Source organism: Corynebacterium qintianiae, from assembly GCF_011038645.2.
Classification (GTDB): Bacteria; Actinomycetota; Actinomycetes; order Mycobacteriales; family Mycobacteriaceae; genus Corynebacterium; species Corynebacterium qintianiae.
This window is the reverse complement of sequence record NZ_CP064955.1, coordinates 1,932,402-1,945,114: the sequence shown is the minus strand read 5'-3', so window position 1 is coordinate 1,945,114 and position 12,713 is coordinate 1,932,402. Positions and strand designations below refer to the sequence as shown.

Genomic DNA, 12,713 nt, shown 5'->3' with positions numbered 1-12,713 from the left:
AATGGGGGTGGCTGTGCCTGAAACGTGGTCGCACCGCGCTGACCTGGCTGAATCGGCGATCAACGAACGGCACGCTTCGCGCCTGTGGCGCATGCCCGGCACCAACCTCGCTGTGGTGGCATGGCCGCCCCGTCCCGCCGAGCGCAGTTTCGTGCACTGGCACTACTGGTGGCAGGCCCATTACCTCGACTGCCAGATCGACGCCGCCTGCCGCCGACCCACGAAAACGCGCCGCAAACGCATCGGCGACACGCTGCGCGCCATGCGCCTGCGCAGCCGCGGCGACCTCGCCAGCAACAGGTATTACGACGACAAGTCGTGGCTGGCGCTGGCCTGGAACCGCGCGCTCGCGCTCGAGGGCATCGAGAGAACCAAGCTTCTCGACGAGCTGGAGTTCGACATCCTCGCCGGGATCGACCCCGTTACAGGGGTTCTGCCGTGGCGGGCGGGGGAGACGTTCTACAACGTACCGTCCAACGGCCCGGCTTCGATCCTGTTCGCCCGCACCGGGCGCCTGGATAAGGCGCGCGCGATGGCGGACTGGATCTACGACAACCTGAGCGCCGACTCGGGCCTGGTCAACGACGGAATCCGGATGCGCATGCACGGACCGGAAGTGGTGGACAAGATTTACACCTACAACCAGGGAACGGTGCTCGGTGCCTCTCTCGAGATCGCGCTCGCGTTGCGCGACGATGTCGGCCTCGGCAACACCGACCCCATCGATTCCTTCGACCACTCGCACCGCGCCGATGCGTCGGTTTTCTACATCACCCACATCCGCGAGCTTGTCAAGGCGATCGCCCTGCACCTGTCTACCCCGCACGGCGTGATTCTCTGCCCCCCGCACGAGACCCGCGATGGTGACGGCGGGCTGTTCAAGGGCATCCTCGCGCGCTACCTCGCGGACGTCGCGCTGCGCCTGCCGGAGGACTCGCGCGAGAACATCGCCACCCGCAAGGTTGCCGCGCGCATGGTTATGGCGTCGGCGGAGTCGTTGTGGAACCACCGCCTCGAAGTCGACGGGTTGCCCATCTTCGCCTCCGAGTGGTCCGAGGACGCTCGCTTGCCGCATAACTACGGGCTGGGGCCGTCGTCGATAAGCGAAGCCGTGGGCTTGGTGCGCATCGACGAGCGCGACCTGTCCGTGCAGCTCTCTGGCTGGATGCTGTTAGAGGCGGCGGCGAGAATTTCCGCTGCAGAGGACGGGTAAAGCGGGCATACTGGGGGTGCCAACGCACAAAAGCAACCTGGAGGTTTAATCCATGCCTATCGCAACCCCCGAGGTCTACAACGAGATGTTCGACCGGGCGAAGGAGAACGGCTTCGCCTTCCCGGCCATCAACTGCACCTCGTCCGAGACCATCAACGCGGCCATCAAGGGTTTCGCCGAGGCTGAGTCCGACGGCATCATCCAGTTCTCCACCGGCGGCGCCGAGTTCGGCTCCGGTCTGGGCGTGAAGAACAAGGTCGCCGGCGCCACCGCGCTCGCCGCTTTCGCGCACGAGATTGCCAAGCACTATGACGTCAACATCGCGCTACACACCGACCACTGCCAGAAGGAGGTGCTCGACGAGTACGTCCGCCCGCTCATCGCCATCTCTCAGGAGCGCGTCGACCGCGGTGAGCTGCCACTGTTCCAATCCCACATGTGGGACGGCTCGGCCATCCCGATCGATGAGAACCTGGAGATCGCCAAGGAGCTGCTGGCCAAGGCGCATGCGGCGAACATCATCCTCGAGGTGGAGATCGGTGTCGTCGGCGGCGAGGAGGACGGCGTCGAGGCGAAGGCTGGCGCGAACCTGTACACGGTTGCGGAGGACTTCGAGAAGACCATCGATGCTCTGACCTTGGGTGAGCACGGCCGCTACCTGTTGGCCGCCACCTTCGGCAACGTCCACGGCGTGTACAAGCCGGGCAACGTGAAGCTGCGCCCGGATGTGCTGGACATGGGCCAGAAGACCGCGATCGCCAAGCTCGGTCTCCAGGAGGGCTCCAAGCCGTTCGACTTCGTTTTCCACGGCGGCTCCGGTTCCGAGAAGGAGAAGATCGAGGAGGCTCTGTCCTACGGCGTGGTGAAGATGAACGTGGACACCGACACCCAGTACGCGTTCACCCGCCCGATCGCGGGCCACATGTTCTCCAACTTCGACGGCGTGCTCAAGGTCGACGGCGAGGTGGGCAACAAAAAGGTCTACGACCCGCGCTCCTACCTGAAGAAGGCGGAGCAGTCCATGTCCGAGCGCGTCATCGAGGCGTGCCAGGACCTGCACTCCGTGGGCAAGTCCGTGTCCAAGTAAGTTCTCCGGTCTTCTTCCTGGGCGCTCTCAACTGGGCCCGCGCTATGGTGAGGGCATGGCAAAAGAGAGGATGGGCACCCGCGCCCGGTTGAAGTCCGTCGACCTTTCGCTCGGAGCCCGCGCGACTCGAGTGCGCAAGCGGCTACTTCCCATCCTGCAAACCGCACTCGCCGCGGGCATCGCCTACTGGATCGCCAGCGAGATCTTCGGGCACGCGCAGCCTTTCTTCGCGCCGATCTCGGTGATCATCATCATCGGCATGACCGGTGGCGAGCGCATCACCAAGGCGGGGGACATCTCGCTGGGCTGCATCCTCGGCGTGCTGGTGGGGGACCTGCTGTTCTACCGTATCGGGGCGGGCGGATGGCAGATCGCGGTCATTGTCGCCGGCGCGCTGCTCATCGCCTCGTTCTTCTCGCGTTCACAGCTGGTGAACAACCAGGTCGCGATCGGCTCCGTGCTCATCGCCACGATCATGCCCCCGGGCGGGGAGGTTACGGGCATCGACCGCACGGTGGATGCGTTCGTCGGTGCGGCTGTGGCGATGGTGACGCTGGCGCTCATTCCGCAGGGCCCGGTGGGTACCGCGCGCCGGGAGATTGCAAAGGTGATGGAGCTGATGTCGTCGGTGCTTGACGATGTCGCCGACGGCCTCCGCGGCGGCGGCGCGGCCGTGATCGATGACGCGCTCGAGTCGATCCGTGGTTCGCAGAACGACATCGACGCCATGTCCACCGCGCTGGCCTCGGGCGCCGAGTCTGCGCGCCTCTCCCCGTTCCTGTGGGGCTCACGCCGCTACGTGCACTCGCTGGAGTTGGTCATCCCACCGGTCGATACTGCGATACGCACGACGCGCGTGCTCGCCCGCCGCGCCCATATTCTGTGCGGCGACCGGGACGAGGTCTCGCCCGAGCAAATCGCGCTTATCGACGCCCTCGCCAACGTCTGCCTCGAGATCTCCGACATCTACGAGGTGAACTCGCGCAAGCTCCAGTCCGTGGCAATCCCGCGCATCGTCAATGAGCTGCGTATTCTCGGCGGTCGCACCGGCATGGACGTCATCCCCGACGGTGGTGTTCTCTCTGCGTACGTGATCCTGGCTCAGACCCGGTCGCTGATCGTGGACCTGCTGCAGGTATGCGGCATGTCGCGAGAGTCGGCGGCGGCGGTGCTGACGCCGACATCGACGAGCCCGAAGTACCCGCCGGAGCGCTACGTTTAGTAGTCCAGCCCGATATCGAGTGCGGTGACGGAATGGGTCAGCGCTCCTACCGCGAGGTAGTCCACGCCCGTCGAGGCGTAAGCATGTGCTTGATCGAGCGACAACCCGCCCGAGGATTCCAGTGCGCACCCGGGTGCGGCTTCATTTCGGCGTCGCACTGCTTCGGCCGTGGCGCCGATGCTGAAGTTGTCCAGCAGGACGAGCTCGGGCGGCTCGGGCAGACCCAGAAGTGCGTCGAGTTGGTCGAGCGTGTCCACCTCAACCTCGCAGGGCAGGTTCGGGGCGTGGCTCCGCACGGCGTCGAGCGCGGCGACCACCCCTTCGGCACCGTTGTCGGAGACCGCCGCAACGTGGTTGTCCTTGATCATGGCGGCATCGCCCAGCCCCATGCGGTGGTTGACACCCCCGCCAGCGCGCACGGCGTACTTCTGCAGATCGCGCATGCCGGGCAGCGTCTTGCGGGTGTCACGGATGCGTGCGCCGGTGCCGTTTACAGCATCGACCCAGCGGCGTGTGGCGGTGGCGATGCCGCTGGCGTGGCTCAGGATGTTGAGGATCGTGCGCTCCGTGGTCAGCAGCGTGCGGGTGGGTGCCTCGACTTGGGCGAGGGTGTCACCGGGTGCGATGCGGTCGCCGTCGCGCTTCAGTAGCGTCACGGTAGCTTCGGAGCTGTCGAGAGCCCAACGGATGACGTCCAGGCCTGCCACGACACCCGCCTTCCGCGAGACGAAGCGGGCACGGGAGACGTCGTCCTCCGCGACCGTAGCCAGCGTGGTCGCGTCGGGGCCGTAGGCCAGGTCCTCCTTAAGTGCAGTAGCGAGGAGCGTGCGGGTCAACTTCTCGTTGAGCGGGTGCATAGCCCTATTCCCCTCCGCCGGGCTGACCTATGGCGATCATCGCCTCGAGTGAAGCCCGGGCCCTGTCGGCGATGTCGACCGGCACGTCCACCTCGTCCTTGCCCTCCACCAGGCAACGCAGCAGTGCCGCAGGGGTGATCATCTTCATGTAGCGGCAGGAAGCACGGTCGTTGACGGGCTGGAAGTCCACCTCGGGCGCTGCCGCCCGCAGCTGATGCAGCATTCCGATTTCGGTGGCCACGAGCACCTTGCGCTCCGGGGCCGCGGTGTGCGCGAGGTCGAGCATTCCGCCCGTGGAGGGCATGTGGACGCGCGCCGGGTCGATCACTCCCTCGCCCGCGAGGTAGATCGCGGAAGTCGCGCAACCGCACTCCGGGTGGATGTAGAGGTCGGCCTCGGGGTGGGCTTGGGCCTGCTCGGCGAGCTTGGCGGCGCTGATTCCAGCGTGCACGTGGCATTCGCCGGACCAGATGCGGATGTTCTCGCGTCCCGTCTCACGCTTGACGTGGGCGCCGAGGAACTGGTCCGGGCAGAAAAGAACATCCTTGTCGGGGTGGATGGACGCCACGACGTCAACAGCGTTGGAGGATGTACAGCAGATGTCCGTCAGAGCCTTGACCTCGGCGGTGGTGTTGACGTAGGACACCACGACAGCGTCCGGGTGCTCGGAGCGCCAATCCCGCAGCTGTTCCGCGGTGATGGAGTCTGCCAGAGAGCACCCGGCGTCCTGGTCGGGGATGAGCACCGTCTTTCCGGGGGAGAGGATCTTCGCGCCTCGGCCATGAAGTGTACCCCGCAGAACACGATCACATCCGCGTCAGTCTCAGCGGCCTTGCGGGACAAGGCGAGCGAGTCACCGGTGAAGTCGGCGATGTCCTGAATCGCGGGAGTCTGGTAGTTATGGGCCAGGATGACGGCGTTGCGCTCCCGCTTGAGCCTGTCGACCTCCCGCGCCCACTCCTCGTCGGCCTCCACGCCTTCCCACATCCCGCTGTCGCGGGTGAGCTGATCCAGGGACAACGTCATGGGTGATCCTTCCGCAGGTGAAAACAGTTTGCTACATAGTACTCGGCGGGACTTAACCGGCGGGAAAACCGCAGCGCAATATTTTGCCCGTCAGACGCCGAAAGAGCCCCGGCACAGGGCCGGGGCTCGATGGGTTACTGAGCTAAGTCAGTAGCGGGTGACTTAGCGGTTGGCGCCGAAGTCGGTGTCGGGGCGTGCGTCGCGGTCCAGAACGTCGCGGTCGCGAACCTCATCGGTGACGACACCGTCGGTCTCGATGCGCTCCTTCTGAAGCTCCTCGGTGACGCGCTCGTTGGACTGGATGGTCTCCTTGCCCAGGGAAACCTTCTCCACCGGGACGGTCTCCTTGTTCACGGTGACGCGCTCCTCGGTCAGGGTAACTGCGGCCTCGTCGTCGCCGATGTTGCCGTCGAAGTTGGCGCGGTCAGCGTCGGTGATGGGCTCACGGACGACGCGAACCTCTTCGCGCTGGACCGGAACCTCCACGGTCTCGGTCTCGTTGACGACGTACTTGCGCAGGCGAACCTGGCCAGCGTCGACGCGCTCCTTGTTCACGTTGAGCTGCTCCTCGGAACGAACCAGGGTGTCGTTGTCGACATCACGACGGTCGACATCAACGTCAACGTCACGGCGCTCGCCAGCGAGCGGTGCGGCGTGGCGTGCGTCGGTCTCGTAGGTGGTGACATCCTGGGTGCCCTCGAGGCCGTAGTGGCGGTAGAACGCTTCCTGGTCCTCGTTGGTTAGGTGGCCGTCCTCGTCCAGGTTCGGAGCATTGTCGATGCGCTCCTTCGGGAATGCGAGGTGGAGCTCGCCGTCACGCAGGGTGTGGCCGCGCAGCGGAACAATGGAGTCGCCGCCACCGAATAGGCCGTGGTTGACGGAGACGAAGTCCGGCTGGCCGGTGGTGTCGTTAACGTAAACGTCCTTGACGCCGCCTACCTTGTCACCGTCGACATCGAATGCGGTTGCGTTAGCAAGATCCTCAATGCGGTTGTAATCAGCCATGTCTCTGTTGATTCTCCTTTAGTAATTTGTTCCGAGTGCGCTCTCCGTGGGATAATTTCCCGTTTCGGTGTCGCACCGGTCGTTCGCTTGAACAATCCCGAATGTAGCCACGTTCCTCACCGCTCTGCATCGAGTGCGACCCTCTGGGCCCACATCATCCGAAAGTTGGTGGCGCTGTCTCTAAGACTTCACTACCATGGCCCGGCCATGCACCTTGACCAGTGGATATGTCGGCGGAAGCCGACAGGACCGGTCGCTTGAAAATCTCAGGACGATAAAGGAACGCTTACGGTTGCCGCACGACCCTCTCAATGTGATATAAATCACACCGCACCCTATCGGTCAATTTTCACGCTCTGGATGTCGCGCAGGTGCCGGTAGAAGGTCGCCTTTTCGACGGCCCGCTGCCGCGCCACGCCGTCCACCGTCAGCAGGATGTCCCTCCCGCCCGCCTGGAGCGCGCGACCGGTGAGCACGCGGGACCCGTCAGTTTGGCCTGCGGGGACACCGGCATTGCGGGTGAGCCAACGCCCGCCGGGTAGCCCGCGCAGTCGCTCGAGTTCTTCGGCGGAACGGCGGGAGGCGCGCCCTGAGGTTACGAGCGGGGTGACCAACGGCGTCGCCGCAATGCCGGGTGCCGTTGGCGTCGGGACGAGCTTCGCGCCGAAGGTGCCGAAGAAGGTCGCGGACGGCTCCTCACCCGTGCGCAGCGCCAGGACCGCCGAGTCGACGACGATCTCTCCGACGAACTCGGCCGCGGGGTCGATGTTGGACAGCGTGGCGGAACCAGCGACAACCTGTCCAAAGTCGTTCCGGATGCACGGCGAGGGCACCACCGGCTCGGCGGCCGCCTCCTCGGGTGTGGGGTCACCCCACAGCAGCGCGGCCGGCGACGCCGGGTCGGCGGGCAGGTACGCGACCTCCGCCCACAGGTAATCGCCGCGCATCATTCTCGTCAGCACCGCTCCCAGCGCGGCGTCCGTTCCGGACACCACGATCCGTAGCCGTTCCAGCGGGCGCTGAGGCGCGAACTGGGGCTCCGCCATGTGCGGCACGGATGGCGACGCCTGGATCTCAACCAGCGACGGGGTGTCGTCGTGGGGGAGGAGCTCCGCGGCGAGGTCATCGAGGGGGCGCAAGTCCGCCCGTGACGGGATGGGGGGCAGAGACAGGGCCAAGGGGGCGTCGGTAAGCGCCGTGCCCCCTCCACACTGGCAATGAATGAGCCGCATGCGCTCACGCTACAATAACCCGTGTCATTCCCCTATATAAGGAGCGAACATGTCCGCCATTGTCATCGTCGGCGCCCAGTGGGGCGACGAAGGGAAAGGTAAGGCCACGGACATCCTCGGCGGCAAAGTCGATTACGTGGTCAAGCCCAACGGCGGCAATAACGCGGGGCACACCGTGGTTGTCGGCGGGGAGAAGTACGAGTTGAAGCTGCTGCCAGCCGGCGTGCTGTCCGAGAACGCCGTGCCGATCCTGGGAAACGGTGTTGTGGTCAACCTCGAGGCGCTGTTCGAAGAGATCGACGGCCTCGTGGCGCGCGGTGCCGACGCCACCCGCCTGCGCATCTCCGGCAACGCGCACATGGTCGCGCCGTACCACCAGACGCTCGACCGGGTGCAGGAACGGTTCCTGGGCAAACGTGCCATCGGTACGACCGGCCGCGGCATTGGCCCCACCTACGCGGACAAAGTCGCGCGCGTGGGGCTTCGCGTCCAGGACATTTTCGACGAATCGATCCTGCGCCAGAAGATAGAGTCTGCGCTGGACGTGAAGAACCAGATGCTGGTGAAGATGTACAACCGCAAGGCCATCGAGGTCGACGAGACCATGGAGTACTTCCTGGGTTACGCCGAGCGCCTCAAACCGATGGTGATCGATGCGGAGTACACCCTGAACAAGGCCCTCGACGAGGGAAAGCACGTGCTCATGGAGGGCGGGCAGGCGACGATGCTCGACGTCGACCACGGCACCTACCCGTTTGTCACGTCGTCGAACCCGACCGCGGGCGGCGCGTGTGTGGGCACCGGCATCGGCCCGACGCGCATCACGGCCAGCCTGGGGATTATCAAGGCTTACACAACGCGCGTCGGTGCGGGCCCGTTCCCGACCGAGCTTTTTGACAAGTGGGGCGATTACCTCCAGCAGGTCGGCGGCGAGGTGGGTGTGAACACCGGGCGCAAGCGGCGTTGCGGTTGGTACGACGCGGTGATCGCCCGCTACGCTTCCCGCGTGAACGGGTTCACCGACTATTTCCTGACTAAGCTCGACGTGCTCACCGGCATCGGGGAGATCCCGATCTGCGTGGCCTACGACGTCGACGGCGAGCGTTTCGACGAAATGCCGATGACCCAGTCCCAATTCCACCACGCCGAGCCGATCTACGAGACGATGCCGGCGTGGGACGAGGACATCACCGGCGTCACCGACTTCGACGACCTGCCGCAGAAGGCGAAGGATTACGTACTGCGCCTCGAGGAGCTTTCCGGCGCGCCGATGAGCTACATCGGTGTCGGCCCGGGCCGCGGCCAGACGATCGTGCGCAACGACGTCATGGCGCGCTAGGGGCACTCGCTGATGCAGAACAACGACCAAGTTCTCGTTCTGGGCACCGGGCCGGTGGCGCAGAACACGGCGACGTCTTTTGTGGACCTCGGTTTTGACGCTTGGGTGGGCGCGCTGAAGCAACCCATGCCGGAGGGCCTCCGGCCCAAGATCACTGTGGTGTGCGAGAACTCCGGCATCGACATGGGTGAACTCGACTCATGGCAGCGTGCTTCGGGCACTCAGCTCGTGCCCTCACTGGACGCATGCAATATCACGCGCAACCGCGAAGGCGTGCGCCGCACCGCGGCGGAGGAGCTTGGCTTGCCGACGATGGCGTACGAGTTCGCCCACACCCCCGAGGAGCTCGAGCGATACGCGGAATCCGTGGGCTACCCGTGCGTGGTGAAGCCCCCGGTGAGCACGGGTGGGAAAGGCCAGACAGTTGTCCAGACCCCAGGAGAGCTCGCCGGGGCGTGGCAACTGGCGCGCGAAACGAACCCTGACGGCGCCGTGGCAGTGGAGCGCTACGTCGACTTCGATTTCGAGGTCACTCTCGTGACGGCGCGCTCCGTCGATCCCGCGACGGGCCAACTGGCCACGTGGTTTTGCGAGCCGATCGGCACCCGCCACGAAGGCGGTGTTCTGGTTGAGGCGTGGCAGCCGGCGCCGCTGAGCGGGGCCGCAATGGACAACGCCCGCTCCATCGCGGCGCGCATTTCGGGCAAGATTGGCGCGCAGGGCGTGTACTCTATCGAGCTTTTCGTCGACGGCGACGAGGTGTACTTTTCCGACGTGAACCCGCGCCCGAGCCTGGAAGGGATGGTTACCCGCGCCACCCAGCGCGTAGACCAATTCGACCTGCACGCACGCGCCGTAGCCGGCCTGCCTATCGACTCCACACTGATCACGCCCGGGGCCGCACGATTCGTCTCGGCGAACTCTATTGACCGTGATTCAGTGGCGCGCGCGCTGGCGGTCGAAGAGACTGGGATCCAGGTGCTGGGGGAGATTGCACTGATCCGCTCGACCGGTGAGTCGATGGAAGAGGCGCGGGGGCGGGCGGAACGTGCGGCGGGAGAGCTGAAAGGTTCGTAATCGGTAGTTTCGGACCCGAACGCAAAACCGGCGAAACCTACGGCTGTCGTCGGTACACTTGAGAAGGTCATCGCCAGGCTACGAAAGGTGTACCAATGTCCGAGCAGTCCCTGCTCATCACACTTGCAAACCGTAATTTTGACGGCATCGACGTCGAGGGCTTCGCCTCTCAGCGGGGATTGCGTGTCGTCCGCCTCGACTCCTTCGGCACCGATATCCAGGAGATGTACGACGCCAATTTGCTCGGCAGTGGGCCTTCTCTTGTCGTCGGCACAGGTGACCTCAGCTTCGACGCCGAGCTCGCCGCAGCACTCGGTGTCCCCGTCGTGCTGGTGAAAGACGAGCAGGCCAACACCGAGCTCGCTGAGCGCCGCATTAGCGAACTCGGCGCGGTTCTCGCCGGCACGTTCACCGCCGAAGGCCTCGCCGACGCAGAGCTTAACGTCGTCGAGGCGCGCCAAGTCATGTCTCCCACCGTCTTCGAGTCCTGGCTCATCAATCGCGCCAAAGAAAAGCGCGCCCACATCGTCCTGCCGGAGGGTGAGGACGACCGAATTCTGCAGGCCGCCGACCAGCTGCTCGCCGACGACGTTGCGGAGATCACCATCCTCGGTGACGCCGACGACATCAACCGCCGCGCGGCGGATCTCGGCCTGAACCTGGAAAAGGCGAACCTGCTCAATCACCTTGAGTCCGAGCTGCTCGACGAGTTCGCCGCTGATTTCGCTGAACTGCGCAAGAAAAAGGGCATCACGCTGGATGAGGCCCGCGAGACCGTCAAGGACATCTCCTATTTCGGCACCATGATGGTGCACAAAGGCATTGCCGACGGCATGGTGTCCGGCGCGGCCCACACCACCGCGCACACGATCAAGCCGTCGTTCCAGATCATCAAGACCGTGCCGGGCGCGTCCGTCGTCTCCTCCATCTTCCTCATGGTCATGCGTGACCGCCTCTGGGCGTTCGGTGACTGCGCCGTGAACCCGAACCCGACCGCGGAGCAGCTCGGTGAGATCGCGGCCGTGTCCGCGAGGACGGCCGCGCAGTTCGGAATCGACCCGAAGGTCGCCATCTTGTCCTACTCCACGGGCACCTCCGGTTCGGGCCCAGACGTCGACCGCGCAGTCGAGGCAGTCGAAGCGGCGAAGACGGCCGACCCGGAGCTGGTGGTTGACGGGCCGTTGCAGTTCGATGCGGCGTGCGATCCGGGCGTCGGCAAGAAGAAAGCCCCCGAGTCCCCCGTAGCGGGGGAGGCCACCGTCTACATTTTTCCCGACCTCGAAGCCGGCAACGCAGGTTACAAGATCGCCCAACGCACGGGCGACGCTTTGGCCATCGGCCCGGTGCTGCAGGGTCTAAACAAGCCGGTCAACGACCTTTCCCGAGGCGCCACCGTCCCCGACATCGTCAACACCGTCGCCATCACCGCTATCCAGGCAGGAGCGCTGCAGTAATGTCCTACGTTCTCGTTATCAACTCAGGATCGTCATCCATCAAGTTCCAGGTTGTCGACCCAGCCTCCACCGCGAGCGACACGCCGCTGGTTTCGGGCCTGGTGGAGAAGATCGGCGAGCCGCGGGGCAAAATCTCGGTCACCTACGCGGGTCAGAAGCATGACTCCAACCAGCCGATCCGCGACCACCGCGGAGGCCTGCAGCTGGCCGTCGCCATGCTCGACTCCCTCGGTGTCGGCCCGACTCAGATCGATCTGATCGCCGTGGGCCACCGCACCGTGCACGGCGGCCAGACCTTCTCCGGGCCTGTGCTGATCACGGACGAGGTGGTGGCGCAGATCCGCGACCTTATCCCTCTCGCCCCGCTGCACAACCCGGCGAACATCGACGGCATCGAGGTTGCCCGCGACCTGCTGCCGGGCCTGCCGCACGTGGCTGTGTTCGACACCGGTTTCTTCGGCGATTTGCCGGCTGCTGCGGCCACCTACGCAGTCAACCGCGAGGTCGCCGAGGCAAACCAGATCCGCCGCTACGGCTTCCACGGCACCTCCCACGAATTCGTTTCCGGCCAGGTACCGAAGATCCTGGGCCGCGACGCCTCCGAAGTCAACCAAATCGTCCTGCACCTGGGCAACGGCGCGTCCTGCTCGGCCATCAAGGGCGGCGCCCCGATTGATACCTCAATGGGTCTGACACCGCTCGCGGGTCTGGTCATGGGCACCCGCACCGGCGACATCGACCCCGGCATCATCTTCCACCTTTACCGCCAGGCGGGCATGAGCATCGTCGAGATCGACGCGCTCTTCAACCGCCAGTCCGGCATCAAAGGCCTGTCCGGGGTCAACGATTTCCGCGACCTGCACGCGAAGATCGAGGAGGGCGACGAGAACGCGAAACTCGCCTTCGATGTTTACATCACCCAGCTCCGCCGCTACATCGGGTCCTACATGATCGCCCTGGGTAAGGTCGACACGATCACGTTCACCGCCGGTGTGGGGGAGAACGACGCAAAAACCCGTGCCGCGGCGCTCGCTGGACTGGAAAACTACGGCATTGTCGTCGACCCGGAGCGCAACGCGGCGCCGAACGATGACCCGCGCGTGATCACCACCGACGATTCTACTGTCACGGTCCTCGTGGTGCCCACGAACGAGGAGCTCGCGATCGCGCAGAAGTCGGCAGAGATCGCGGCGCAGTAGCG

Annotated in this window: 10 protein-coding genes and 1 pseudogene; 7 read left to right on the top strand and 4 right to left on the bottom strand. The window is 65.1% G+C overall.

Annotated features, from left to right (window positions below; translation table 11 throughout):
* Positions 1-13: 13 nt before the first annotated feature.
* The 3 genes from G7Y29_RS09500 to G7Y29_RS09490 are packed head-to-tail and all read left to right on the top strand — an operon-like array spanning position 14 to position 3,522.
* Entirely contained in the window at positions 14-1,213 is a 1,200-nt protein-coding gene (locus G7Y29_RS09500; RefSeq protein ID WP_165002475.1) for a glycoside hydrolase family 76 protein, read from the top strand.
* A 52-nt stretch (positions 1,214-1,265) separates the two neighbouring features.
* A complete protein-coding gene (gene fbaA / locus G7Y29_RS09495; protein WP_165002340.1) occupies positions 1,266-2,300 on the top strand; it encodes a class II fructose-bisphosphate aldolase in 1,035 nt (344 codons plus the stop codon).
* A 55-nt stretch (positions 2,301-2,355) separates the two neighbouring features.
* Positions 2,356-3,522 carry an FUSC family protein gene (locus tag G7Y29_RS09490; RefSeq protein WP_165002339.1) on the top strand — a complete coding sequence of 389 codons (1,167 nt, stop codon included), beginning with the start codon at positions 2,356-2,358 and terminating at the stop codon, positions 3,520-3,522.
* Here G7Y29_RS09490 and nadC read toward each other — a convergent pair.
* The 4 genes and pseudogenes from nadC to G7Y29_RS09470 form a co-directional block, all read right to left on the bottom strand.
* The gene (gene nadC, locus G7Y29_RS09485; protein WP_165002338.1) at positions 3,519-4,379 is read right to left on the bottom strand and encodes a carboxylating nicotinate-nucleotide diphosphorylase; all 861 of its coding nucleotides are present in this window, start codon (positions 4,377-4,379) and stop codon (positions 3,519-3,521) included. The genes G7Y29_RS09490 and nadC overlap by 4 nt on opposite strands.
* Positions 4,380-4,383: 4 nt before the next feature.
* Positions 4,384-5,405: pseudogene (nadA, locus tag G7Y29_RS09480) on the bottom strand (quinolinate synthase NadA).
* A 162-nt stretch (positions 5,406-5,567) separates the two neighbouring features.
* A complete protein-coding gene (locus G7Y29_RS09475; protein ID WP_165002337.1) occupies positions 5,568-6,410 on the bottom strand; it encodes a PRC and DUF2382 domain-containing protein in 843 nt (280 codons plus the stop codon).
* Between the two features lie 335 nt (positions 6,411-6,745).
* Positions 6,746-7,642 carry a hypothetical protein gene (locus tag G7Y29_RS09470; RefSeq protein ID WP_165002336.1) on the bottom strand — a complete coding sequence of 299 codons (897 nt, stop codon included), beginning with the start codon at positions 7,640-7,642 and terminating at the stop codon, positions 6,746-6,748.
* A gap of 49 nt (positions 7,643-7,691) precedes the next feature.
* Here G7Y29_RS09470 and G7Y29_RS09465 point away from each other — a divergent pair, with 49 nt between their 5' ends.
* From G7Y29_RS09465 to G7Y29_RS09450, 4 genes are all read left to right on the top strand, one after another.
* Positions 7,692-8,981, top strand: a complete 1,290-nt coding sequence (locus G7Y29_RS09465) for an adenylosuccinate synthase (RefSeq protein WP_165002335.1) — start codon at positions 7,692-7,694, stop codon at positions 8,979-8,981.
* Between the two features lie 12 nt (positions 8,982-8,993).
* Entirely contained in the window at positions 8,994-10,058 is a 1,065-nt protein-coding gene (locus tag G7Y29_RS09460) for an ATP-grasp domain-containing protein (protein WP_165002334.1), read from the top strand.
* A 95-nt stretch (positions 10,059-10,153) separates the two neighbouring features.
* Entirely contained in the window at positions 10,154-11,512 is a 1,359-nt protein-coding gene (gene pta, locus G7Y29_RS09455; protein ID WP_165002333.1) for a phosphate acetyltransferase, read from the top strand.
* Complete coding sequence (locus G7Y29_RS09450) at positions 11,512-12,711, top strand: acetate kinase (protein ID WP_165002332.1); 1,200 nt, start codon at positions 11,512-11,514, stop codon at positions 12,709-12,711. Before pta ends, G7Y29_RS09450 begins: the two co-directional genes overlap by 1 nt.
* The last annotated feature ends 2 nt before the right edge of the window (positions 12,712-12,713 follow it).